The organism is Corallococcus sp. AB032C, assembly GCF_003668935.1.
In the GTDB taxonomy this organism is placed as follows: domain Bacteria; phylum Myxococcota; class Myxococcia; order Myxococcales; family Myxococcaceae; genus Corallococcus; species Corallococcus exiguus.
Window position 1 is genome coordinate 1 of the sequence record NZ_RAWP01000026.1, and the last position, 23,082, is coordinate 23,082.

Here is a 23,082-nt window from a genome sequence, read left to right on the forward strand (position 1 = left end):
CAAATCTCCCAACTCATCCGTGGACACCCACTGCGGCGGAGACGCGCTGGTGGAGGGCCGCGCGTCTCCGCCGCAGTGGGTGTCCACGGATGAGTTGGGAGATTTGTCCGCGCGCACGTGGCTGCTCTACGAGCAATTGCAGGAGCTGCCCCGGGCGCTGAGCTCGTCGGCGGGGCACCTGGCGAAGGCGGGCACGCGGCTGACGGAGGCGAGCGACCAGCAGAACCGGACGTTGTCGCGGCAGGCGTCGGCCATCCACCAGGCGCGCACGACGGCGCAGGAGATCCAGCAGATGTCGAAGCTGGCGGCGAGCCGCGCGGGGAGCGTGTTGCAGGTGGCGGAGCGCGCCGCGGCGATGGGCAAGCTGGGCGAGGAGTCGCTGGCGGGCACGGAGCAGGGGCTCGCTGACATCCGGGGCCTGACGCACGGCTTGAATCAGCAGGTGGTGGACCTGGGCACGCGGGCACGCGAGGTGGGCCGGGTGTCGGAGGTGGTGAAGTCGCTGGCGGACCAGTCGCACATGCTGGCCATCAACGCGGCCATCGAGGCGAGCCGCGCGGGCGAGCAGGGCCGGGGCTTCGCGGTGGTGGCGCGGCAGATGCGCGAGCTGGCGGACCAGTCCATCAAGGCGACGGGCCAGGTGCGCGGGCTGCTGGAGGGCATGGAGGCCGCGACGGGTGAGGCGGTGGTCACCGCGGACAAGAGCTCGGCGGGCGTTGAGGCGGCGCTGGTGCCGCTGCGCAAGAGCGGCGAGCGGCTGCGGGAGCTCATCAAGCTGACGCACGAGTCCGCGGCGGCGGTGCGGCAGATTGCTGAAGCCGTGGCGCAGCAGCACGCGGGCGTGGATCAGCTGTTCAGCGCGGTGAGCGAGATGGACGAGCTGATGGCCGCGACGCTGCGGCAACTGGGGACCACGCAGGAAGCGGCTACGGCGGTGGCCCAGGCGACGGGGCAGGTGTCGGAGCTGGCGGAGCGGTACGTGTCGTAGGGGTGCGGCGGTCGGGGGGGATGACCGCCGTGGGCTGGCCCTCCCGAGGTCTGGTAGAAGGCCGCCATGCTGACCTCCATCACGGTCGAGAACTTCCGAGGCATCGAGCGGCTCCACGTCGAAGGACTGGGACGCGTGAACCTCATCATCGGGAGGAACGACAGCGGGAAGACGGCGCTGATGGAGGCGCTGCTGTTGGCACGCGACCCTCGAAATGCAATTGACATCCTGACTGCTCGGCAGCGCATGCGTGTCGCCAGCACCAACAATGCAGACCTGGCTGACTTCGATGAGTTCTGGCTGCCCATCTTCCACCGGATGGATGCTCTCGCTGGCTTTCGCATCCACAGCACTTCATTCGCGGATCGACCTTCGACGCTTGCAGTCGCAAAGGAGCCTGTAGACGGGCCCATGACGATTGACGGCGTCAGAGCCTCTGTCGTCACTCCTGCGTGGACCTTGAAAGCCACCGTCACAGGCGGGCGCCATGAGACGACCTCCGTCATCGACCAAACAGCCACGGGCGAGAAGCTCCCAACGGCGCAAACAAACATTCCGAGCCGTTGGATCTCCCCCAGCCCAGTCATTGGTAGCGAGGACATCCGAGCTTTTTCAAAGCTCAAGCAGCAAGGGCGTGATGAAGCGGTAACAGAGCTTCTCCGCTATGTGAACGATCAAATCTCAGGAGTCGAACTGCTCGCGCCAACGGGCAACCGTGTGAGTGTCTACGTTCGCTTACGACGCGAAGGGCTGGTTCCGCTCCTAATGATGGGGGAAGGAATGAAGCGCTACTTCGAGTTCGCGGTTTCGTTCGCAGCCACAGACGGCGCTTCGATCCACATTGATGAGATCGAAAATGGCCTCCATCACAGCGTGATGGAGCCCTTGTGGGCCTGGATCTCCAGAGCGACCCAAGCGAAATTCGCTCAGGTCTTCGCGACAACGCACTCCGAGGAATGCGTCCAAGCTGCTTCACGCGTCTTCAAGGCACAGAACGACGTTGGGCTTCGGGTCATCCGGCTCGACAAGCAGGAGCATGAAACCAGGGCCGTCGTTTACGACCGCGACCTTGTCGAAGCCGCGGAACGGATGGGAGTGGAGATCCGCGGATGAGCCGTCCTCCCAAGCCTCCGCCTCCGTTTCCCACGAAGCCGTTCGGGTTGCTGCTCGTGGAGGGTGGCGACGAGCAGAAGCTCTGTGAGGCCGTCGCGGGCGCCTCCGTGTGGAGTGGTCTCGTCTGTTGGAAGGCCAGTGGACGCGCGGACCTTCCGAATCTGGCGAAGCTCGCGACCCTGGATCCCAGCTTCGGGCATGCGCGCAGCGTCGGCGTCCTGCTCGACATGGAAGACAACCCTGTGGAGGCCCAGGCTCTCGTTCAGAGAACTCTGGCCGCGCTCAACGTCACCATGCCCTTCGTGCATGGCACATTTGTCCCAGGTGCCGCCCCGAAAGTGGGCGTCTTCGTGTCCCCGGATGGACAACGGACCGGCAGCATCGATGCGCTCTGCAAACAGGCCGTGCGGAATCCCGCGCTGGCCTCCTGCGTGGACGCCCTCGTCGCCTGCGCGGGACAGCCTCACACCACGCAAGCGCGCGGCATGAAGGGCTGGCTCGACGCATACCTCGCCATGCAGCCCGAGCCCCTCCGCCTGCACCAGGCACTGAACGGCCCCGAGATCTTCGACCTGAACCACGCGGCCTTCGACCCGCTCCGCGCCTTCCTCCAGGCCCTCTGACTTGCACCCGGTGCGCGGACGCCGTTACCCTTCACTCCGGTCGAAAAACGGCGGACCGGTTCGGTGAGCCCCGGTCACTTCCATGGTGGAAGCACTTGTCCGTCTCCTTCGGGATTCAGGACCCACGGCCCTTCGAAGGCATTCGTGTGCCTTCGCGAGGTCCACCATGAAGCTGAATCACCTTGATCTGCAGGTCCCCGACGTCCAGGCCACCGCCCGCTTCTTCACGCGCTACTGCGGCTTCACGTCGCACGCGAAGAACCATGACTCGCCCGCCATCGCCATGCTCGGCGGGACGGATGGCTTCGTGCTCATCCTCCAGCGCCGCAAGCGCGACTCCGACGTCTTCCCCGAGGACTTCCACGTCGGCTTCCTCCAGGACTCCGAAGCCCCCGTGCTCGCCTTCCGTGAGCGCGTGAAGGCAGACGGCCTGGAGGTGTCCGACGTCATCCGCAACAACCGGGGCACCCTCGTCTACTGCCGCGCCCCGGGCGGCATCCTCGTGGAGGTGAGCTGCCGCCCCTGAAAAGGGTCAACCGGTGCTCTGAAAAGTGGGCTCTTCCCGGGGCGTGGACCTCCACTCCCGGGAGTGCCAGTCGAGCTGCTGGGGACGCGGCAGCTTCCATTCGAGCTGACGCACCTGGGGAAGCTCGACGGGCCTCGGCCGCGTGGCCAGCCCCTTCCCACTCACGATGCGGATCAGGCGCGTCAACTGGTCCCGGTCGAGACGGATGCGCCCGTAATGGGAGAGCTGAATGGCCTCCAGCTCCGCCGCATCGATGCGGGAGCAATGGTGGGCAACGTAACGCGCAAGCCGGGGTCCCAGTGCGTAGTGGAGCTTCCGCGCCGTGAGCAGGGACCGGACCACACAGAGGCCCGCGTAGGGGTTCTCCTCCAGGTTGATGTCGAGCACCTGCTCACGGACCGCGCGGAAGAAGGGTTCTCCGTAGACCCGCCGCGCACGACCCTTCCGGGTGTCCAACTCCGCGGCCACGGCTTCCACGTTGAGGAACGTCGTCCGGGGCAGGTGCGCGAAGTCCCCGCCGTGCACCAGCTTCTGCTGGAAGGCCCAGGTGGATTCCAGGGTCCAGATGTCCACGGGGAGTTTCTGCACCTGGAGATGCAACCCTCCGAACCGGTTGACCCGGACCAGCTCCCGGGAGAACGCGGCTCGCAGCGCGGGCCCCGTCGCGCCCGCCACGACCAGATCCACGTCCCGAGGCGCCGCCGTCGCCGACACGGCCAGCAGGTCCCGCAGCGTGCCGCCGAAGACGAAGACCTGCCAGTCATGCTCCCGGAAGACATCCAGGAGCGACCGCATCGCACCGTGCCAGGGATGCGGCACACGGGTGACGAAGTCGCTCAGACGCTTGCGCAGGACCCGCCGCGGGTCGTGGAGGATGGCGCTATCCGTGGGTGAGCTGCGCATGGAGGCTGCAAGCGAAGGTGTCTGTCATTCCACAGACGTAGTCGGTCACCAACTGGAAGCGGGGAGGTCTGACATGGGAGGACCCGGCGCGCCCCTTCAGCCGCTCCGCGCCATGCGGAGCGGCGCCTGTTCTCCGGCGTCCTCCATCGGCGGCACATACGGCCAGCCCTTCAGCGGACCCTTGCCGGCTTCACGCGTGAGGTAGTCCGCCGCGATGTTCGCGCTCTCCATGATGGTCAACAGCCCGCTTCCCGGGTGCGTCCCTCCGCCCACGAAGTACAGCCCCTCCACCTGCGCGTTCTTCACTCGTGGCCTCAGCGGGCCCAATTGCATCCAGGTGTGCGACAGGTTGAACACCGCTCCCCGGAACACGTTGAAGTCGTCCCTCCACGTCTCCGCCGTGAAGTAGCGCTCCGCCTTCACGTGCTCTCGCAATCCCTTGATGCCCACCTTCTCCAACATCTTCGGGATGCGCTCGCGCAACGTCGCTTCCGTCTTCGCCCAGTCCACCGGACGCGCCGTGTTGGGCGTGGGCACCAGCACGTACAGCGTGGAGTGCCCCTTCGGTGCTCCCGTGCCGTCCGTCACTCCCGGGTTGCATACGTAGAAGGGCGGGTCGTCCACGTCCACCGTGCGGTCCTCCAGCGCGTCCTTGTCCGTGCGCCTCGCGCTCTCCGACAGGTAGATGAGGTGGTGCGGCAGGTCCGCGTACGTCGTGTCCAACCCGTAGTACGCCATGAACGTGCTGCACGAATACTTCGCCCGCTCCAACGCCCCGTCCGACAGCCTCGAGCCCTCCCGCAGCTCCGGCGCCAACAGCTTCTGCGCCGCGTACGCCAGGTCCGCGTTCACCACCACCGCGTCCGCGTCCAACACCTCGCCGCTCGCGAGCTTCACTCCCACCGCTCGCCCGGCCTCCGTGCGCACCTGCTCCACCGCCGTGCCCATCCGGAACGTCGCGCCCAGGTCCTGGGCGCACTTCATCATTCCTCGCGACAGCTCCCGGAAACCGCCCTGCACGTGCCACACGCCGAAGCACAGCTCGATGAACGGAATCACGCTGAACACCGAGGAGCACGTCGTCGGGTGCAGCCCCAGGTACTTCGACGGATATGCCAGCGCGTACGTCATCCGGTCGTCGTGGAAGAACGAATCCAACTGCCGGTAGAGCGTCTGCCATGGCTTGAAGCGCAGCGTGGGCGCGAGCCGCCAGGGCGCGTAGTAGTCCAGGCTGCCCGCGTTCGTGCAGATGAACTTCTCGTACGCGAGCGCGTACTTCCTCCTCCCGTCCTCCATCCACTCCTGGAGCGCGCGCCCCTTCCCCGCTCCGAACTTCTCCAGGTCCTGGCCCATCCGCTCCAGGTCCCTCCGCGTGTCCAGGTGCGTGCCGTCCCAGAAGTGCACGCGCGTGTTCGGGTCCACCGGCACCAGCGTGACGTAGTCCTCCAGCTGCTTCCCCGCGCGCCAGAAGATCTGCTTCAGGATGCCCGGCAGCTGGAGGATGGACGGGCCCGTGTCCACCGCGTACTCGCCGTCCTGTCCCAGCGTGAGGCCCTTCATCCGGCCGCCGGGCACCGCGTCCTTCTCCACCACGGTGACCCGGAAGCCCTGCCCCGCGAGGTTGATGGCGGCCGTCAGGCCTCCCGGGCCCGCGCCCACGACGATGACGTGCTGAACCATGTGCCTCACGATGCCCGGCCCCATGCCGCCTGGCGACTTCCCTTGAGGACGGCCCGGACAAAAAAGCGTTTCCTTCCGGGACTCCTGGCGTCCCGCCGGACGTTGGCTTCAGGCAGAGGCCCCACGCCATCCCCTCGGAGCGTTCTCTGGAAGACGGGCCCACATCCTGAATCCCCAGGGTGACCTGCCTCCTGTAGCCTGCGACGCGCATCCATGAATCCCCCCTCGGAGGCCCGCCCACAGGAAGTCCTGCTGTTCACCCTGGAGCGGCAGCGCTACGGCCTGCCCGTGGAGGACGTGCGCGAGCTGGTGCGCGCCGCGCGCCTCACGCCCCTGCCCCAGGCCCCCGACGTGGTGGAAGGCCTGCTCAACCTGCGCGGTGAGCTGCTGCCCGTGCTGGACCTGCGCCGCCGCTTCCGACACCCCGCTCGCGCCCTGTCCCCCATGGACCACTTCATCGTCGCATCCACCGGTGGACGGCTGGTGGCGATGCGCGTGGACCGGGCCGAAGGACTGCACGCCGTCACCCCCGGGGAGTGGGACCCGTCCCCCCGGGAGCTGCCGGGCGTGGGGTACGTGGCCGGCGCCGCGAAGCTGACGGATGGGCTGGTGCTCGTGCACGACCTGCGCTCCTTCCTCTCCGAGGCGGAGGCGCTGCAACTCGACACCGCGCTCGGAGCCCTTCCGGAGCCTGCTTGATTGGCGGCGTCCTGCCCCGGGGCTTCAAGGAGGTGCTCGCCCTGGTGGAGGAGCGCGCGGGACTCGCCGCGCCCAGCTGCCTGGCCGCCGCGTTGGAAGGCATCCAGCGCGCCATGGCCCGCGCCAACCAGGACGATGTGGAGGACTACCTGCGCGACGTGTCGTTCGACAACGCGCTCCTGGACGACCTGCTCACCGAGCTCACCATCGGGGAGACGTACTTCTTCCGCACCCACGAGCACTTCGACCACCTGCGCCGCGTGGTGCTGCCGGAGCTGCGCGAGCGCCAGGGGCCCAGCCACCTGCTGCGCGCGTGGAGCGCGGCGTGCTCCTCCGGTGAAGAGCCCTACTCCATCACCGCGCTGCTGATGGCCGAGGGCTGGGAAGACCACATGACGGTGCGCGCGACGGACGTGTCGCGCACGGCGCTCCAGCGCGCCCAGCAGGCCCGCTACACGGACTGGTCCCTGCGCGGCCCCTCCGCGGACCGCATGCGTCCCCACCTCAAGCAGGAGGGCCGCTTCTACCAGCTGTCGCCGGACGTGAAGCGCCACGTGCGGCTGGGCTACCTCAACCTGGCGCTGGAGACGTGGCCCTCGGCGGAGAGCGGCCTCTGGCAGCTGGACGTCATCTTCTGCCGCAACGTCCTCATCTACTTCAACCGCGCCACCATCGAGGGCGTGGCGCGCAGGCTCCATGCGTCCCTGGACGACGGCGGGTACCTGTTCACGGGGCCGTCGGATCCGCCGCTCGGGGACTACGCGCCGTTCGAGCCCGTCCTCACGGAGTGGGGCGTGCTGTACCGCAAGCCCCTGGCCAGCTCGAACGCCGGGCACTTCGTCCCGCTCCAGCCCCTGGCGCCGCTGCGCGCGGATGGAACTCCCTTCACCGTGGGCACGCCGGGTGTTGTCTCCGCCGGACGTTCCGGAGCGGGTTCGCTCCCCGCGGCGGTGCCCTCCGCGTCGCCGGGGACTCGGCCGTCTCTGACGGGAGGAGCCGCGCCGGGACTGCCCGCCGCTGGGATGTCCGCGACCGCCGGAGCGGATGGAGCGACCACGGGTGTCTCCTCTCCGTGGGCTTCCGGGCTCGCGGGAGCGGGGACTGCCGGGACCGGCTCGCCTGCTCCGGGGACCGGCTCCTACGGCGGCGCTCCTGCTTCGGGCCTCGGGACTCCCGGCGGTGGTGCTCCCGCTTCGGGCCTCGGAACCTTCGGCGGCGGCGCTCCCGCATCCGGGACGCCCTCCTCTGGCGGCGCTCCCGCTTCGGGGGCTCCGGCGGCTCGCACCGGTGATGCGTCCACGTCTGGCACGCGCACCCGCTTCACGCTCAGCGTGGAGGCCCTGGAGGCCGTGCGGGCGGCGCTGGCCCGCGGCGACTGGCGCGAGGCGGCCCGGCGGGCGGGGGCCCAATCGGCCGATCCAGAGGGCGCCCTGGCCGCGGTTCGTGCACTGGCCAACCTGGATCCGCGCGCGGCGCTGTTCGCCTGCGAGGAGGCCTCGGTTCGTCACCCACTGGTCGCCGGTCTGCGCTATCTGGAGGCGCTGCTGCTCCTGGGACAGGCGCGGCTGTCCGACGCGGAGAGAGCCGCCCGGCAGGCGCTCTACCTGGAGCCGGGGCTCGCGGTGGGCCACCTGCTCCTGGGCCACGTGCTGCGCCGGCAGGACCAGTCCGCCGCCGCGGCCCGGTCCTACCGCGAGGCGGAAGGGCTGTGCCGGAAGCTGTCGCCAGAGGCGCTGGTGCCGCTGGCGGAAGGTGAGCGGGCCGGAGCGCTGGCGGACGTGGCCCGCGCGGAGTGGCGGCGCCTGGAGCGGACGGAAGGCTAAAGAGGCGAGCGGATGCCGAAGCGCGAGGGAAACATCGACTGGGACAAGGCCCGGGCCCGTCTGGAAGCGCTGGAGCGCGCCACCGAGGCGCGCGACACCTTCACCGACGATGCGGCCCTCGCCGCGCTCGACGCGCGCGCCCTCTCCCTGGCCCGCCCGGCGGAGGTCCCCGTGCTGCCCGGCAGCCAGCGGGAGATGGTCCGCTTCCGGGCCGCGGGCCAGCTGTATGCCCTGGAGTCGCGCTTCATCCTGGAGGTCATGCGCGCGCCGGAGCTCACCCTGCTGCCGGGCGCGCCGCCGCTGTTGCGTGGCCTGACGTTGCTGCGCGGAGAGGTGCTGCCCGTGGTGGAGCTGGCACCGCTGTTCGGCCGGCCCGCGGCGCAGGGCACCGGCCCCGTGCTGGTGGTGGGCACGGCCCGCGCGGAGCTGGGCCTGCGCACGGATGAGGTGATGGAGGTGGCGGTGCTGACGGGCACGGAGCTGTTGCCCGCGCCCCCCTCCCTGGAAGAGGAAGCGGGCGCGCTGGTGTCCGGCGTCAGCCCCGACGGCACGCTCGTCCTGGAGGGAGAGGCCCTCCTCGCCGACGAGCGTCTCGTGTTCGAGCTTTCCGAAGAAGGAGTCGCATGAGCATCGGGAATCGCATCGCGCTGGGCTTCGGGCTGTCCCTGCTGGTCCTGCTGATCATCGCCGGCGTGGCCTTCCAGGGCGCCCAGCAGCTCACCACCACCACCGAGGGCCTGCTGGAGGCCCACAACAACTACAAGCTGCTGCGCGAGGTGCGCGCGCTCGTCGTGGACGCGGAGACCGGCCAGCGCGGCTTCATCCTCACCGGCGACGAGTCCTACCTGCGCCCGTACCAGAACGCCCTCACCGAGCTGCGCACGGACCTGGACGCCCTGCGCCCCGCGATGGCGAAGTACGCCGACCAGCGCTCACGCTTCGCGAAGCTGGAGCCGATGGTCGTCAGCAAGCTGGACGAGCTGTCAGACACCGTCCGCATGCGCCGGGAGCAAGGCTTCGAGGCGGCCCAGGCCGTGGTGAAGACCAACCGGGGCCAGCGGGAGATGGAGGCCATCCGGGAGACCATCACGGAGATGCGCGAGACCGAGGAGGACCGCTGGAAGCAGTACTCCGACGCCGCCACCCAGGCCGCGCAGCGCAGCGTCTGGGTGCTGGCGCTGGGCACCCTCCTGGGGCTGGCCATCGTGGGCGTGGGCAGCTTCGTCATCACCCGCGGCATCACCGACCCCCTGCGCAAGCTCACCTTCGGCGCGGAGCAGCTGGGCAAGGGCGACCTCACCCACCGCATCGACGTGCGCGGCAAGGACGAGATGGCCGACCTGGCCGGCGCCTTCAACGCCATGGCGGAGCGCCGCCAGCAGGCGGAAGTCCTGCTGGCGAAGCAGTCCGAGCAGCGCGAGCACACCCTCAAGACCGTGGCGGAGTTCGTCAACCAGCTGGCCGGCGCGTCCTCCGAAATCCTCGCCAGCACCACCGAACAGGTGGCCGGCGCCCAGGAGCAGGGCACCGCCGTCACGGAGACGGTGAGCACCATCGAGGAGATCACCAAGACGTCGGAGGAGGCCGCCGGCCGCGCCCGCGCGGTGAGCGAGTCCGCCCGTCACTCCGAAGAGGTGGGCCGCTCCGGCCGCCGCGCCGTGGAGGAGGCGGTGTCCTCCATGGGCGCCGTGCGCGACCAGGTGGAGTCCATCGCGTCGCGCATCCTCGCCCTGGCCGAGCAGGCCCAGGCCATTGGCGACATCATCACCACCGTCAACGACATCTCCGAGCAGACGCACATGCTCGCGCTCAACGCCTCCATCGAGGCGAGCCGCGCGGGCGAGCACGGCCGCGGCTTCGCCGTCGTCGCCTCCGAGGTGAAGGCCCTGGCGGACCAGTCCAAGAAGGCCACCGCGCAGGTGCGGCAGATCCTGGGTCAAATCCAGAAGGCCACCCACGGCGCGGTGATGACCACGGAGGAGGGCACCAAGAGCGTGTCCGCCGCCACGCGCGTCGTCACCGAAGCGGGCGCCACCATCCAGCAGCTGGCGGACCTGCTCACGCAGGCGTCGCTCACGGCCGCGCAGATCGCCGCGTCCGCCAACCAGCAGGCCACCGGCATCGGGCAGATCCGCCAGGCGATGCACGACGTGAACCAGGCCACGCAGCAGGGACTCATCTCGTCGCGGCAGACGGAGCGCGCGATGCAGGACATCAACGCCATGGGCCAGAAGTTGAAGGGGCTGCTCGGGGAGTTCGGGCGCTAACCCATGCCCATGGACCGCGACAGGCTGGCGCAGGCACTGCTGGACTCGTTCCTGGAGGAGCTGGAGGGGCACGTCGTGTCCCTCAACCGGGACCTGCTCGCGCTGGAGCAGGCCCCGGCGCGCGCGAAGGAGCTGGTCCCGGGCATCTTGCGGACGCTGCACAGCGTGAAGGGCGCGTCGCGCGCGGCCAGCGCCAGCATGGTGGAGAACGCCTGCCACCGCATGGAGGAGGTGCTGGAGCCGCTCATCCACGGGCGCGCGCCGTCGCCGGACCTCTTCGAGCTGTGCTTCGCCACCGTGGACGCGCTGGACGACGCGGGCCGCCGCCTGGCCGCGCGCCAGGACCTGTCCGGCTCACCGTTGGAGGCGCTGCTGCCCCAGTTGGAGCAGGCCGCGCATGGCACGCCCACCCAGGCTCCAGTGCCCGCCCCGAAGCCGGCGCCGCCCGCCCCTGCGCTCCACGAGAAGCCCGCGGAGGCCGAGCCGGAGCTCTCCTTCCCCTCGCAGGCCAGCGGGGAGACGCTGCCGGTGCGCGTGTCCGGGCAGAAGCTGGACGCGCTGCTGGGCCGCAGCGGTGAGTTGCGCGTGGCGATGCTGCGCCTGGAGGGCCACGCCGAATCCCTGGAGGCGCTGCGCGACGACGTGATGGGGCTGCGCGAGCGGGTGCGCGGCACGCAGTCCGAGGCGACGCTGCGCCGCGTGGAGCTGGCGCTGGCGCGGGTGGCGCGCGTGCTGGCGCAGGACCGCCGCGCGCTGTTCCAGTCCTCCACCGGCCTGGATGATGAGGTGCGCCGCGCGCGCATGCTCCCCTTCGAGGAGGGCTGCACCGGCCTGGAGCGCGCCGCGCGCGACGTGGCGCACAGCCTGGGGCGGCGCGTGCGCATGGAGGTGCACGGCGGCGGGCTGGACCTGGACCGCTCGCTGCTCCAGTCCCTGCGCGAACCGCTGCTGCACCTGGTGCGCAACGCGGTGGCGCACGGCCTGGAGGCGCCGGAGGAGCGCGTGCGCCACGGCAAGCCGGAGGAGGGCCGCGTGGTGCTGTCCGCGCGGCTTCGCGGCAGCCGGGTGGAGGTGGCGGTGGAGGACGACGGGCGCGGCCTGGACCTGGAGGCGCTGCGCGAGCGCGCGCGGGCCCGGGGCATGGAAGCGCCCGAGGACGACGAGGACGCGGCGCGGCTGGTGTTCCTGCCGGGCCTGTCCACCGCGGCGAAGGTGACGGCGGTGTCCGGCCGGGGCGTGGGCCTGGACGTGGTGCGCGCCCAGGTGGAGGCCCTGCGCGGCAGCGTGGAGGTGGCCTTCAAGGCGGGCCAGGGCACCCGCTTCACGCTGGACGTGCCCCTCACCCTGAGCACCCTGCGCGTGCTGCTGGTGTCCGTGGGCGGGCAGGTGCTGGCGCTCGCCAGCGAGGGCGTGGACCGGCTGTTGCGCCTGTCGCCCGCCGACGTGCGCGAGGTGGAGGGCCGCATGTCCTGGGTGACGCCGGAGGCGCTGGTGCCGCTGGCGTCGCTCGCGGGCGTGTTGGATTTGCCGCCGGGACCGCCGAAGTCGCGGCCCCCCGCGGTGGTGCTGTCCGCGGGCACCGCTCAGGCGGCGCTGGTGGTGGACGAGGTCATCGCGGAGCAGGAGGTGCTGGTGCGCTCGCTGGGCAGCCGCGTGAAGCGGGCCCGGCACGTGGCCGCCGCCGCGGTGCTACCGGATGGGCGCATGGCGCTGCTGCTCAGCCCCGCGTCGCTGGTGCGCGCCGCGGGGGGACGCCCCTCCGCCCAGTTCTTCCCCACGCCCAAGGAGCAGGTGGTGCGCCGGCGCGTGGTGCTGGCGGACGACTCGCCCACGACGCGCATGCTGGAGCAGAGCATCCTGGAGAGCGCCGGCTACGACGTCACCGCGTGCGCGGACGGCGCGGAGGCGTGGGAGCGGCTCCAGGCGGGCGGCGCGGACGCGCTGGTGCTGGACGTGGAGATGCCGCGCATGGATGGCTTCCAGGTGACGGAGGCCGTGCGCACCTCTCCGCGCTTCGGACGGGTGCCGGTGGTGCTCGTCACGTCGCGTGAAAAGCCCGAGGACAAGGCGCGCGGCCTGCAAGCCGGCGCGAGCGCGTACATCGTGAAGAGCGCGTTTGACCCCACGAGTCTGCTGGAGACCCTGAGGCGATTGCTATGAAGACCGAACCGTTGCGCATCCTGGTGGCCGAGGACTCGCCCACTGCCCGGCGGCTGCTGGTGGAAATCCTGCGCACCGACCCGGCGCTCACCGTGGTGGGCGAGGCCAGGGACGGCCTGGAGGCGGTGGAGCTGTGCCAGCGCCTGCAGCCGAACCTGGTGACGATGGACATCCAGATGCCGCGCATGGACGGCCTGGACGCCACCCGCCGCATCATGACGGAGGTGCCCACACCGGTGGTGGTGGTGTCCACGCTGGTGGAGCGCGACATCCAGACGTCCATGGCCGCGCTGAGGGCCGGGGCGTTGGCGGTGCTCCAGAAGCCGGTGGGCCCGGAGTCGCCGGACTTCGAGGCGGACAGCCGCCGCCTGCGCGACACGCTCAAGGCCATGGCCCAGGTGAAGGTGGTGCGCCGCTGGCCGGACCGCGCCGCCACGCCGCTGCCCCCGCCGGAGTCGACGCTCACACCCGGCACCCGCCCGCCCGCCGTGCTGGCGCTGGCCGCGTCCACGGGTGGCCCCGCCGCGCTCCACCGCATCCTGTCCGACCTGGGCAGCCACCCCTCTCCGCCCCCCATCCTGGTGGTGCAGCACATCGCGCTGGGCTTCGGCTCCGGCCTGGCCACGTGGCTGGGCACGGCCACGAAGCTGCGTGTGAAGGTGGCCGAGGACGGCGAGCCCCTCGTCTCCGGCACGGTGTACCTGGCCCCGGATGACAAGCACCTGGGCGTCACCCAGGATCAGCGCGCGCAGGTGTCCGGCGCCGCGCCCATCCAGGGCTTCCGCCCGTCCGCCAACTGGCTCTTCCGCACCGTGGCCCGCGCCTACGGGCAGACGGCCCTGGCGGTGGTGCTCACCGGCATGGGGCAGGACGGCCTGGACGGCATCCGGGACCTGCACCAGGCGGGCGGGCGGGTGATCGCCCAGGACGAGGCGACGTCCGTCGTCTACGGCATGCCCGCCGTGGTGGTGAGCGCCAACCTGGCGCACGAGGTCCTGCCGCTCGGGCAGATTGCGCGGCGGCTGCTGGCACTGCTCCAGCCTGGGGGTCGGCTCAGCTGAAGTGTTGGTTGAGTGAAATTCATACGCAGGAGTTGGCGAGCGGAATGGCGGGCCTGGAACGGAGTGTCAATATCGGGTCCAATCCGGGCATCCCCTCGCCCCTTTCTCCCGATGAGCGCTCCCACGACTGGCCTGGCTTATGAGGCGGTATTCGCCGCCATTCCCGACCCCGCCTACCTGCTGGATGGCACGGGTCGGCTGGTGTCGTGTAGCGCGGCGGGCGCCCGGGCGCTCGGCCGTGCGGCGGGTGAGATTCCGGGCAAGCACTGGAGCGAGCTGGGCCTGCCTCACGAGGCGCTGGCCGCGCTGGAGTCCGCGCGCGTCCGCGTGGTGACGCTGCGCGAGTCCACCACCGTGGAGGCGCCGTGGCCGGGCGCGCAGGGCATCCGCCGGCACGCGCTGGTGCTCACGCCGCTGGGCACGGACGCGGATGCGTCTCCGGCCGTGCTGGTGACGGCGCGGGCGCTCACGGAAGCGGAGGCTGTCTATTCGCGCGCCCTGGAGCTGGAGCAGGCCGCGCGCGCGGAGGTGGAGACCGCCGAGCGCCGCCGCTCCTTCCTGTATCAGGCGATGACGACGCTGTTCACGCACCCGCCGGATCCGCAGGGCATGTACACGCTGCTCGCGCACCTGGCGGTGCCGGACCTGGCGGACTGGTGCCTGGTGGACGCGCTGGAGCAGGGCCCGTGGGTGGGCCGCGCGGCGGTGGCGTGCCTGGACCCGACGCAGCAGGAGCGCGCCCGGGGTCTGCCCATGCGCACGGAGGTTCGCGACGACGCGCCGGTGGGCCTGTTGCGCGTGCTGCGCACGGGCGAGCCGGAGCTGGTGCCCGCGGTGACGGACTCGCTGTTGCGCGCGGCGGCGGCGGAGCCCGCGCACCCGGCGATGCTGGAGGCGTTGCAGGCGCGCTCGTACATGATCATCCCGCTGCGCGCGCGCGGCCACACGCTGGGCGCGGTGACGTTCGTGAGCTCCGGCTCCGGGCGCCGCTACGGCCCGGACGACCTGGCGCTGGCGGAGGACCTGTGCCTGCGCGCGAGCCTGGCCATCGACAACGCTCGACTGGTCGGTGAGTCCCGCCGGGCGGCGCGCGCTCGCGAGGACCTGCTCGCGGTGGTGTCGCACGACCTGAAGAACCCGCTGGGCGTGGTGCAGCTGGGCGCGGCGCTGCTCTTGCGCGGCACGGCGGGCAAGCCGGGCGGCGAGGCGGTGGCGAAGCAGGCCACGCGCATCAACGACGCGGCGGAGCGCATGTCGCGGCTCATCAGCGACCTGTTGGACTGGGGCCGCCTGGAGGCGGGCCACCTGCCGCTGGAGCTGGGCGAGCACACCGCCGTGGCGCTGGCCACGGAGGCGCTGGAGGCCATCCGGCCGCTGGCGGAGGCCAAGGGGTTGCACCTGGAAGCGGACCTGCCCGCGGAGGGCCTGCGCGTGAAGTGCGACCGCAGCCGCGTGCTCCAGGTGATGGGCAACCTGCTGGGCAACGCCGTGAAGTTCACCCCGCCGGGCGGCACGCTGGCGGTGAAGGCGGTGATGCGCGGCGGCGAGGTGTCCTTCGACGTGCGCGACACGGGCAACGGCATCGCGCCGGACGCGCTGCCGCACATCTTCGACCGATACTGGCAGGCCCGCGACGCGGCCAGCCGGGGCACCGGCCTGGGGCTGGCCATCGCCAAGGGACTGGTGGAGGCGCACGGCGGCTCCATCCGCGCGGAGAGCATCCTGGGCACCGGCAGCGTCTTCAACTTCACGCTGCCCGTGGCGCACGTGGGCGTGCCCGTCGCCGCCCCGCAGGCCGCGGCCTCCGGTGGCCTGTCGCGTCCGCGCGACACCTACGAGCACTGACGCCGCGCGGCCGCGGCCGCAGGCCACCCTGGCGGGCCCGGGCCATCCCCCACGCCTGTTGCCGAGGTGGCCTTCAGCGTGCCATGCAGGCGCCTTATGTCCTTCCTGCATCAGGCGCTGGTGTACCTGGCCGCCGCGGTCGTCGCCGTGCCCCTCTTCAAGAAGCTGGGGCTGGGCTCCGTGCTGGGCTACCTGGCGGCGGGCGCGGCCATCGGGCCGTACGGCGCGGGCCTCATCTCCGACGTGGAGAACGTCCTCCACATCGCGGAGCTGGGCGTGGTGCTGCTGCTGTTCGTGATTGGCCTGGAGCTGCAGCCGTCGCGCTTGTGGAACCTGCGCCGCTCCGTGTTCGGCATGGGCGGCGCGCAGGTGGTGCTGACGGGCCTCCTGCTCGCGGGCGTGACGAAGGCGCTGGGCCTGTCCTGGAACGCGGCCATCATCGCGGGCTTCGGCCTGTCGCTGTCCTCCACCGCGTTCGCGCTCCAGCTGCTCGGGGAGAAGAACCAGCTCACCACCGAGCACGGGCAGCTGGCCTTCGGCATCCTCCTGTTCCAGGACCTGGCTGTCATCCCGCTGCTGGCCGCGCTGCCGCTCTTGGGCACGTCCGATACACCGGCCACGGAGGCCGGGTGGCTGATGGCCGTGAAGGCCGTGAGCGCGGTGCTGCTGGTGGTGGTGGCGGGCCGCTTCCTGTTGCGGCCGGTGTTCCGCGCGGTGGCGTCCGTGCACAGCCAGGAGCTGTTCACCGCGACGGCGCTGCTCGTCGTCGTGGGCACCGCGTCGCTGGTCAGCGCGGTGGGCCTGTCCATGGCGCTGGGCGCGTTCCTCGCGGGCGTGCTGCTGTCGGAGTCCGAGTACCGCCACGAATTGGAAGCGGACATCGAGCCCTTCAAGGGCCTGCTGCTGGGCCTGTTCTTCATCGCCGTGGGCATGTCCGTGAACCTGGCGCTGCTCGCGCGCGAGCCCCTGCGCGTGCTGGCGCTGGTGCTGGGCCTCACCTTCCTCAAGGCGCTGGTGCTGTACGGGCTGGGGCGCGTGGGGCTGAAGAAGCCGGGCTCCGCGGAGAGCCTGGCGGTGGTGATTTCGCAGGGCGGTGAGTTCGCCTTCGTCCTCTTCTCCCTGGCCGTGTCCTTCCACGTGATGGACCGCGAGCAGGCGGACCTGCTGGTGCTGGTGGTGGGCCTGTCCATGGTGGTGACGCCGTTCCTGTCCGCCATCCACGAGCGCTGGGTGGCGCCGCGCTTCAAGCAGAAGGGCCCGCAGCGCGAGTACGACGTGTCCCCGGAAGAGGACCACCCGGTCATCATCGCGGGCATGGGTCGCGTGGGGCAGGTGGTGGCCCGCCTGCTGCGCGCCCGCCGCATCGGGTTCACCGCCATCGACGCGAGCGCGGAGCACATCGACTTCATCCAGCGCTTCGGCAACCAGGTGTTCTACGGCGACGCGTCCCGGTTGGATTTGCTGCGCGCCGCCCGCGCGGAGAAGGCCAAGGTGTTCGTGCTGGCCATCGACGACATGGCCGCGTCCCTGCGCACCGCGCAGATGGTGAAGGAGCACTTCCCGCACCTGACCATCTACGCCCGGGCGCGCAACCGCGAGCACGCGTACCGGCTGCTGGACATGGGCGTCACCCATCTCATCCGTGAGACGTTCGACGCGAGCCTCACCATGGCCGGCGACGTGCTCCAGGAGATGGGCCTCACCTTCGCGGAGGCCCGCCGGTCCGTGGAGCGCTTCCGCGAGCACGACGAGGCCCTGATGCTGGAGAGCGCCAAGGTCTTCAAGGACGAGAAGAAGTTCATGGAGGTCATCGTCCGCGCGCGCCGCGAGCTGGAGCTGTTGTTCGAGAAGGACGAAGCCGAGCAGAAGTCGGTCTGAGGGGGACGCACGACCATGAGCGCCGATACCGCTGGCCACTCGAAGTCCTCCCGCCTCTACCTGTGGGTGCTGGCCGCCATCTTCGCGGGGGGCCTGCTGGGCCACTTCGCGCCGTCCACCGCGGTGAAGCTCAAGCCCTTGGGCGACGCGTTCATCGCGCTGGTGAAGATGCTCATCTCCCCGGTCATCTTCCTGACCGTGGTGCTGGGCGTGGCCAACGTGGCGGACATGAAGAAGGTGGGCCGGGTGGGCGGCAAGGCGCTGCTCTACTTCGAGGTCATCTCCACGTTCGCGCTCATCATCGGCGCGCTGGTGGTGACGGTGCTCAAGCCCGGCTCCGGCTTCAACGTGGATCCACGCACGCTGGACGCGAGCGCCGTGGCCCGCTTCGCCCAGCAGGCGCATGACCAGTCCACCTCGGGTTTCCTGCTGCACATCATCCCGCGCACCTTCGTGGACGCCTTCACCGGCGAGGGCGACCTGCTCCAGGTGCTGCTCCTGGCGCTGCTGTTCGGCTTCTCGCTGACGGCCATCGGCCCCGTGGCGAAGCCCGTGGTCGTCCTCTTCGAGGCGCTCTCCAAGGCCTTCTTCCACATGATTGGCACGGTGATGAAGCTGGCGCCCATTGGCGCGGGCGCGTCCATGGCCTTCACCCTGGGCGCCTACGGCGTCACCAGCCTGGGCCCTCTGTTGCGCCTGATGGGGTGCTTCTATCTGGCGTGCGTGCTCTTCGTCGTGTGCGTGCTGGGGCTCGTCGCTCGGGTGACGGGCTTCTCCATCCTGAAGTTCCTGCGCTACATCCGCGCGGAGCTGTTCCTGGTGCTGGGCACGTCGTCGTCCGAGTCCGCGCTGGTGCCGCTGATGCAGAAGCTGGAGCGGCTGGGCTGCTCCAAGTCCGTCGTGGGCCTGGTGGTGCCCAGCGGCTACTCGTTCAACCTGGACGGCACCAACATCTACCTCACCATGGCGGCGCTGTTCGTGGCCCAGGCGCTCAACGTGGACCTCACGTTCACGCAGACGGCCACGCTGCTGGGCGTGGCGATGCTCACGTCCAAGGGCGCCTCCGGCGTGACGGGCGCGGGCTTCATCACCCTGGCCGCCACGCTGGCGGTGGTGCCGTCCGTGCCGGTGGCGGGGCTGGCGCTCATCCTGGGCATCGACCGGTTCATGAGCGAGGCGCGCGCGCTCACCAACTTCATTGGCAACGGCGTGGCCAGCATCGTCGTGTCCCGCTGGGAGAACGAGCTGGACCGCGAGCGGCTGCACGCGGAGCTCAACGGCGTACCCACTCCCGAGGCCCCGCCCGCCGACGCAGGGACGCCGGCCTGATCAGGGGTGCGCCACCGCGTCGCGCACCGCTTCCTTCAGCACGTCCAGGTCCACCGGCTTGTCCAACAACTGCCGGGCACCCAGCCGCTGGGCCTCCGCGTGTGTCTCCTCGTCCGCGAAGGCGCTGAGCAGCAGCACGGGGCACGCGATGCCCTGCGCGCGCAGCCTCCCGAGCGCCTCCAGCCCGGTGCGCCCCGGCATGCGCACGTCGCTGACGATGAGGTCCGGCGGAGCGAGCGAGCCGCCGTGACCCTGCATCATCGCCACGTAGTCGCCCAGCTCGAAGCCGTCCTCCACCTCCACCACCGTGTAGCCCGCGCGCTTGAGCGTGCGCACGAGCATCGCGCGCATCGCGTCGTCGTCCTCGGCCACCAGGATGCGCGGGGCGTGCGTGGCTTCTTCTCGCGGAGGTGCGTTCGTCATTTGATTGCGGAGGAGCATGGCGCATGCCACGTGCCTCCAAGGGAGATGGATCCGTCGTGCCGCGTGGGTCTCCGGGGCATCCTGCCCCCGTCGGGGCAATGTGCCCCAGGCATGCATGGACATCCCGCCCCGCGTTGGCAGCGCCTCACTCTGGGCCGCGCGTTGGCATGGCCGATGCTCTAGCCCCGGTCAGCCCCGCACCCCACACCCCACTTCACACCTCGCGGGCATGACACGGAGTCTCTCCATGAAGCGCACTTCCGCCCTGGTCCTCGGTCTGTCCCTGTCCATCGCCTCGGGCGCCTTCGCCGCCGAGGCCAAGCCCGCCAAGAGCGCGCCCGCCGCCCAGGCGAAGACCAGCCCCAAGGCGAAGAAGGCGAAGCAGGGCGCCAGCCAGAAGGCCCCCGCCGCCCCGGCCGAAGGCTCGAGCAGCAACTAGCCACACACTGTCGTGACGCAGCACCCGCGGTACTCGTAGCGTACCTCCCCGGTCCGTGTGTTCCTTCCCCCTCACGCACGAACCGGGGGTTGCCTCTTCCGTGAAGCTCGCTCGCAAATTCACCCTGGCCCTCGTGCTGCTCGCCGTCGCGGTGATGGCCGGGCTCCAGGCGTTCCAGGTCAACCGGGAGCTCGCCCGGTCGGAAATCGACACGCAGCACGACCACCGCCTGCTCGGTCACACGCTGGCCGGCTCCATTGGCAAGGCGTGGCAGCTGGCGGGTGAGTCCGAAGCCCTCACGCTCCTCAACCAGGCCAACCGCTTCCAGGAGCAGGTGCGGCTGCGCTGGGTCTGGCTGGACGGTGGACCGGGCTCTGGCTTCGCGCCGGCGCTGCCCCCGGCCCTGCTGCTCAGCCTGCGCGCGGGCAACGACGGCTGGTTGATGGACGAGTCCACCAGCCCGGGCGTGCTGCGCTCGTACACGCCGGTGTTCCTGGGCCGGCGCATGGGCGCCATAGAAATCACCGAGTCCATGTCCGAACAGGAGATGCACGTGCGCACCACCGTGGTGGGCACCTTCATCGCCACGGCGGCGCTCTCCCTGTTCTTCCTGCTGGCCGCCATGGCCATGGGCCGCAAGCTGGTGGGCCAGCCCGTGGAGCAGTTGGTGCATCTGGCGGGACGGATTGGCGAGGGCGACCTCACCGCGCGCGTGCCCCTGCGGCGCGAGCGCGGCGACGAACTGACGACGCTGGCGGTGGCCATGAACCGGATGGGTGAACAACTGGAGGAGACGCGGGCCCGGCTGGCCACGGAGACGGCGGCGCGCCTGCGCACGGTGGAGCACCTGCGCCACGCGGACCGGCTCACCACCGTGGGCAAGCTCGCGTCCGGCGTGGCGCACGAGCTGGGCACGCCGCTCAACGTCGTCATGGGCCGCGCGAAGATGGTCTCCTCCGGCGAGGCGGAGGGCGACGAGGTGAACGAGTGCGCCCGCATCATCTTCCAGCAGGCCCAGCACATGACCGGCATCATCCGGCAGCTGCTGGACTTCGCCCGGCGCCGCACGCCGTCCCGCGCGCCGGAGGATTTGTCCCTGCTGGCCGAGCGCACGCTGTCGCTGCTCAAGCCCATGGCCACCAAGCGGAGCGTGACGCTGTCCCAGGAGGTGCCCCCGGGCTTCACCGTGGAGGTGGACTCGGGGCAGTTCCAGCAGGTGCTCACCAACCTGGTGATGAACGGCCTCCACGCGATGAACCGGCCCGGCACCTTGCGCGTGCGCTCGCAGGTGCTGCGCTCCACGCCGCCCGCGGACGTGGGCGGCCCGGAGCAGGACTGGGTGCGGCTGGACGTGGAGGACGAGGGCTCGGGCATTCCCGCGGACGTGCTGCCCCACGTCTTCGAGCCCTTCTTCACCACCAAGGACGTGGGCGAGGGAACGGGGCTCGGGTTGTCCGTCTCCTATGGGATGGTGCGCGACCACGGCGGCTGGATTGACGTGAAAAGCGAGCCGGGCCGTGGGAGTTGTTTCTCCATCTACCTGCCGCCAGGGAAGGACGCATGCCAGGCCGCATCCTGATTGTCGAAGACGAGCGCGAGATGCGCGCCATGGTGGAGAAGGGCCTCCAGCGCCGGGGCTTCCAGCCCGTGGCCGTGGCCGCCGCGGACGAAGCCCTCCAGCGGCTTGCCGCCGAGGACTTCGACACCGTCCTCACCGACCTGCGCATGCCGGGCATGGACGGCCTGGCGCTGTGCGAGCGCATCGTGCTCAACCGGCCGGACATCCCCGTGGTCGTGGTGACCGCCTTCGGCAGCCTGGAGACGGCGGTGGCCGCCATCCGCGCGGGCGCCTACGACTTCATCACCAAGCCCATCGACCTGGACGCCCTGGTGCTGGTGCTGGAGCGCGCCGTGCAGCACCGCGCCCTGCGCGCGGAGGTGCGCCGCCTGCGCCAGGCCCTGGACCAGCGCCAGGACGACGGCGCGCTCGTGGGGGAGAGCCCCGCCCTCAAGCAGGCGTACGCGCTCATCGACCGGGTGGCGGACGTGGACGCCACGGTGCTGATTACGGGTGAGAGCGGCACGGGCAAGGAGGTGGCCGCGCGGGCGCTCCACGCGCGGGGCCGGCGCAAGGAGGGGCCCTTCGTGGCCATCAACTGCGCGGCCATGCCGGAGCAGCTCCTGGAGAGCGAGCTGTTCGGCCACGCCAAGGGCGCCTTCACCGACGCGAAGGCCTCGCGCACGGGCCTGTTCGTGAAGGCGAACGGGGGAACGCTGTTCCTGGATGAAGTGGGCGAGCTGCCCATGACGCTCCAGCCGAAGCTCCTGCGCGCGCTGCAGGAGCGCGTGGTGCGCCCGGTGGGCGGGGACACGGAGACGCCCTTCGACGCGCGCATCGTCGCGGCGACCAACCGCGACCTGGAGCTGGCGGTGGAGGAGAACCGCTTCCGCGAGGACCTCTACTACCGGCTCAACGTCATTGGCCTGGAGCTGCCCCCGCTGCGCGCGCGCGGCAACGACGTGCTGCTCTTGTCGCAGCGCTTCGTGGAGCAGTTCGCGTCCCGCACGGGCAAGAAGGTGGTGGGCCTGTCCCCCGCGGCGGCGCAGCGCCTGCTGGCCTACGGCTGGCCGGGCAACGTGCGTGAGTTGCAGAACTGCATCGAGCGCGCCGTGGCGCTCACGTCCTTCGAACAGCTCACGGTGGATGACCTGCCGGAGCGCATCCGCAACTACAGCACGCCGCGCGTGGTGCCGGAGAACACGGACCCGTCGGAGCTGGTGACGCTGGAGGAGCTGGAGCGCCGCTACATCCACCGCGTGCTGGAGGCGGTGGGCGGCAGCCGCACGCTCGCCGCCCGCATCCTGGGCGTGGACCGCAAGACGCTCTACCGGAAGCTGGAGCGCGGAGACACCGAGCCCCGGGAGGCCAAGGAGCCTCGTGAGCCCAGGAAGCCCTGAGCCGGGGAGGCACGGGGCACGCCTCCCCCGGGTGACGTCCACCTCCCTTTTTCCCAGCACCTGGGAGACCCTGGACCATCCGCTCCGGCCAAAACCCTCCGCCATGGGCGCAAGTCACGTCATCCCTCGGGGCGGGCCCCCGCTTTGCCTCGCGCGGGGTATGGTTCCAGGAGGATGCGTTCCGTTCCCGTCCAGAGCCGTGTCTTCTGTCGCGTGGTGGACCTCGCGCGCAAAGCAGGCGACAGGAATGTCACTGACCCGTTTCCTCCAAGAGGTTTCTCCCTACCCTCGGAAATCCACGAGTCCGCGTTTCGCGTAACAGGCAGTCAGGACGCCCGCCGCTGTCCTGGTTCCGTGTTCCGGCATT

Annotated in this window: 20 protein-coding genes; 16 read left to right on the forward strand and 4 right to left on the reverse strand. The window is 70.6% G+C overall.

What is annotated here, in order from left to right:
- The 4 genes from D7X99_RS13875 to D7X99_RS13890 all read left to right on the forward strand — a co-directional run.
- Positions 1 to 988, forward strand: a 988-nt coding sequence (locus D7X99_RS13875; protein ID WP_233613365.1) for a methyl-accepting chemotaxis protein, incomplete at its 5' end; no start/stop codon positions are given.
- Between the two features lie 66 nt (positions 989 to 1,054).
- Positions 1,055 to 2,101, forward strand: a complete 1,047-nt coding sequence (locus D7X99_RS13880; protein ID WP_121778226.1) for an ATP/GTP-binding protein — start codon at positions 1,055 to 1,057, stop codon at positions 2,099 to 2,101.
- Positions 2,098 to 2,724: a DUF3226 domain-containing protein gene (locus D7X99_RS13885; RefSeq protein ID WP_121778227.1), complete on the forward strand. Its 627-nt coding sequence runs from the start codon at positions 2,098 to 2,100 to the stop codon at positions 2,722 to 2,724. Before D7X99_RS13880 ends, D7X99_RS13885 begins: the two co-directional genes overlap by 4 nt.
- Positions 2,725 to 2,890: 166 nt before the next feature.
- Positions 2,891 to 3,250, forward strand: coding sequence for a VOC family protein (locus D7X99_RS13890; RefSeq protein ID WP_121778228.1), 360 nt, complete (start codon positions 2,891 to 2,893; stop codon positions 3,248 to 3,250).
- Positions 3,251 to 3,256: 6 nt separating this feature from the next.
- Here the strand turns inward: D7X99_RS13890 and D7X99_RS13895 are convergent, their stop codons facing one another.
- From D7X99_RS13895 to D7X99_RS13905, 3 genes are read right to left on the reverse strand one after another with little or no spacing between them, the layout of a single operon-like run.
- Positions 3,257 to 4,153, reverse strand: a complete 897-nt coding sequence (locus tag D7X99_RS13895) for a hypothetical protein (protein ID WP_121778229.1) — start codon at positions 4,151 to 4,153, stop codon at positions 3,257 to 3,259.
- Positions 4,131 to 4,202, reverse strand: a complete 72-nt coding sequence (locus D7X99_RS44650; RefSeq protein ID WP_368667762.1) for a hypothetical protein — start codon at positions 4,200 to 4,202, stop codon at positions 4,131 to 4,133. The genes D7X99_RS13895 and D7X99_RS44650 overlap by 23 nt, the downstream gene beginning before the upstream one ends.
- Positions 4,203 to 4,249: 47 nt before the next feature.
- Positions 4,250 to 5,833, reverse strand: a complete 1,584-nt coding sequence (locus D7X99_RS13905; RefSeq protein ID WP_120598703.1) for an NAD(P)/FAD-dependent oxidoreductase — start codon at positions 5,831 to 5,833, stop codon at positions 4,250 to 4,252.
- A 213-nt stretch (positions 5,834 to 6,046) separates the two neighbouring features.
- On the opposite strand from D7X99_RS13905, the gene D7X99_RS13910 reads away from it, so the two are divergent.
- From D7X99_RS13910 to D7X99_RS13950, 9 genes are all read left to right on the forward strand, one after another.
- On the forward strand, positions 6,047 to 6,532 hold the full coding sequence (locus tag D7X99_RS13910; RefSeq protein WP_120598696.1) for a chemotaxis protein CheW: 486 nt from the start codon (positions 6,047 to 6,049) through the stop codon (positions 6,530 to 6,532).
- Entirely contained in the window at positions 6,529 to 8,355 is a 1,827-nt protein-coding gene (locus D7X99_RS13915) for a protein-glutamate O-methyltransferase CheR (RefSeq protein ID WP_121778230.1), read from the forward strand. Before D7X99_RS13910 ends, D7X99_RS13915 begins: the two co-directional genes overlap by 4 nt.
- A gap of 12 nt (positions 8,356 to 8,367) precedes the next feature.
- Entirely contained in the window at positions 8,368 to 8,982 is a 615-nt protein-coding gene (locus D7X99_RS13920) for a chemotaxis protein CheW (protein WP_121778231.1), read from the forward strand.
- Positions 8,979 to 10,622: a methyl-accepting chemotaxis protein gene (locus D7X99_RS13925; RefSeq protein WP_121778232.1), complete on the forward strand. Its 1,644-nt coding sequence runs from the start codon at positions 8,979 to 8,981 to the stop codon at positions 10,620 to 10,622. Before D7X99_RS13920 ends, D7X99_RS13925 begins: the two co-directional genes overlap by 4 nt.
- 9 nt (positions 10,623 to 10,631) lie before the next feature.
- Positions 10,632 to 12,782 carry a response regulator gene (locus D7X99_RS13930; protein ID WP_121778289.1) on the forward strand — a complete coding sequence of 717 codons (2,151 nt, stop codon included), beginning with the start codon at positions 10,632 to 10,634 and terminating at the stop codon, positions 12,780 to 12,782.
- On the forward strand, positions 12,779 to 13,843 hold the full coding sequence (gene cheB, locus D7X99_RS13935; protein WP_121778233.1) for a chemotaxis-specific protein-glutamate methyltransferase CheB: 1,065 nt from the start codon (positions 12,779 to 12,781) through the stop codon (positions 13,841 to 13,843). Before D7X99_RS13930 ends, cheB begins: the two co-directional genes overlap by 4 nt.
- A gap of 111 nt (positions 13,844 to 13,954) precedes the next feature.
- Positions 13,955 to 15,688: an ATP-binding protein gene (locus D7X99_RS13940; RefSeq protein WP_121778234.1), complete on the forward strand. Its 1,734-nt coding sequence runs from the start codon at positions 13,955 to 13,957 to the stop codon at positions 15,686 to 15,688.
- Between the two features lie 96 nt (positions 15,689 to 15,784).
- The gene (locus tag D7X99_RS13945) at positions 15,785 to 17,566 is read left to right on the forward strand and encodes a monovalent cation:proton antiporter-2 (CPA2) family protein (protein WP_121778235.1); all 1,782 of its coding nucleotides are present in this window, start codon (positions 15,785 to 15,787) and stop codon (positions 17,564 to 17,566) included.
- Positions 17,567 to 17,581: 15 nt separating this feature from the next.
- The gene (locus D7X99_RS13950; RefSeq protein WP_121778236.1) at positions 17,582 to 18,895 is read left to right on the forward strand and encodes a dicarboxylate/amino acid:cation symporter; all 1,314 of its coding nucleotides are present in this window, start codon (positions 17,582 to 17,584) and stop codon (positions 18,893 to 18,895) included.
- Here D7X99_RS13950 and D7X99_RS13955 read toward each other — a convergent pair whose 3' ends face one another.
- Complete coding sequence (locus D7X99_RS13955; protein ID WP_233613367.1) at positions 18,896 to 19,318, reverse strand: response regulator; 423 nt, start codon at positions 19,316 to 19,318, stop codon at positions 18,896 to 18,898.
- Positions 19,319 to 19,565: 247 nt separating this feature from the next.
- Between D7X99_RS13955 and D7X99_RS13960 the strand changes: the two genes are divergently transcribed.
- From D7X99_RS13960 to D7X99_RS13970, 3 genes are all read left to right on the forward strand, one after another.
- A complete protein-coding gene (locus D7X99_RS13960) occupies positions 19,566 to 19,757 on the forward strand; it encodes a hypothetical protein (RefSeq protein WP_121778238.1) in 192 nt (63 codons plus the stop codon).
- A gap of 100 nt (positions 19,758 to 19,857) precedes the next feature.
- Entirely contained in the window at positions 19,858 to 21,336 is a 1,479-nt protein-coding gene (locus tag D7X99_RS13965; protein ID WP_121778239.1) for a sensor histidine kinase, read from the forward strand.
- Positions 21,318 to 22,715, forward strand: a complete 1,398-nt coding sequence (locus tag D7X99_RS13970) for a sigma-54 dependent transcriptional regulator (protein ID WP_121778240.1) — start codon at positions 21,318 to 21,320, stop codon at positions 22,713 to 22,715. Before D7X99_RS13965 ends, D7X99_RS13970 begins: the two co-directional genes overlap by 19 nt.
- Positions 22,716 to 23,082 lie beyond the last annotated feature (367 nt).

Excerpts from the sequence above, each read along its gene's own strand:
- D7X99_RS13880 (WP_121778226.1), top strand. The coding sequence starts at position 1,055 with ATGCTGACCTCCATCACGGTCGAGAACTTCCGAGGCATCGAGCGGCTC.
- D7X99_RS13885 (WP_121778227.1), top strand. The coding sequence starts at position 2,098 with ATGAGCCGTCCTCCCAAGCCTCCGCCTCCGTTTCCCACGAAGCCGTTC.
- D7X99_RS13890 (WP_121778228.1), top strand. The coding sequence starts at position 2,891 with ATGAAGCTGAATCACCTTGATCTGCAGGTCCCCGACGTCCAGGCCACC.
- D7X99_RS13895 (WP_121778229.1), bottom strand. The coding sequence starts at position 4,153 with ATGCGCAGCTCACCCACGGATAGCGCCATCCTCCACGACCCGCGGCGG.
- D7X99_RS13905 (WP_120598703.1), bottom strand. The coding sequence starts at position 5,833 with ATGGTTCAGCACGTCATCGTCGTGGGCGCGGGCCCGGGAGGCCTGACG.
- D7X99_RS13910 (WP_120598696.1), top strand. The coding sequence starts at position 6,047 with ATGAATCCCCCCTCGGAGGCCCGCCCACAGGAAGTCCTGCTGTTCACC.
- D7X99_RS13920 (WP_121778231.1), top strand. The coding sequence starts at position 8,368 with ATGCCGAAGCGCGAGGGAAACATCGACTGGGACAAGGCCCGGGCCCGT.
- D7X99_RS13925 (WP_121778232.1), top strand. The coding sequence starts at position 8,979 with ATGAGCATCGGGAATCGCATCGCGCTGGGCTTCGGGCTGTCCCTGCTG.
- D7X99_RS13930 (WP_121778289.1), top strand. The coding sequence starts at position 10,632 with ATGGACCGCGACAGGCTGGCGCAGGCACTGCTGGACTCGTTCCTGGAG.
- cheB (WP_121778233.1), top strand. The coding sequence starts at position 12,779 with ATGAAGACCGAACCGTTGCGCATCCTGGTGGCCGAGGACTCGCCCACT.
- D7X99_RS13940 (WP_121778234.1), top strand. The coding sequence starts at position 13,955 with ATGAGCGCTCCCACGACTGGCCTGGCTTATGAGGCGGTATTCGCCGCC.
- D7X99_RS13945 (WP_121778235.1), top strand. The coding sequence starts at position 15,785 with ATGTCCTTCCTGCATCAGGCGCTGGTGTACCTGGCCGCCGCGGTCGTC.
- D7X99_RS13950 (WP_121778236.1), top strand. The coding sequence starts at position 17,582 with ATGAGCGCCGATACCGCTGGCCACTCGAAGTCCTCCCGCCTCTACCTG.
- D7X99_RS13955 (WP_233613367.1), bottom strand. The coding sequence starts at position 19,318 with ATGACGAACGCACCTCCGCGAGAAGAAGCCACGCACGCCCCGCGCATC.
- D7X99_RS13960 (WP_121778238.1), top strand. The coding sequence starts at position 19,566 with ATGAAGCGCACTTCCGCCCTGGTCCTCGGTCTGTCCCTGTCCATCGCC.
- D7X99_RS13970 (WP_121778240.1), top strand. The coding sequence starts at position 21,318 with ATGCCAGGCCGCATCCTGATTGTCGAAGACGAGCGCGAGATGCGCGCC.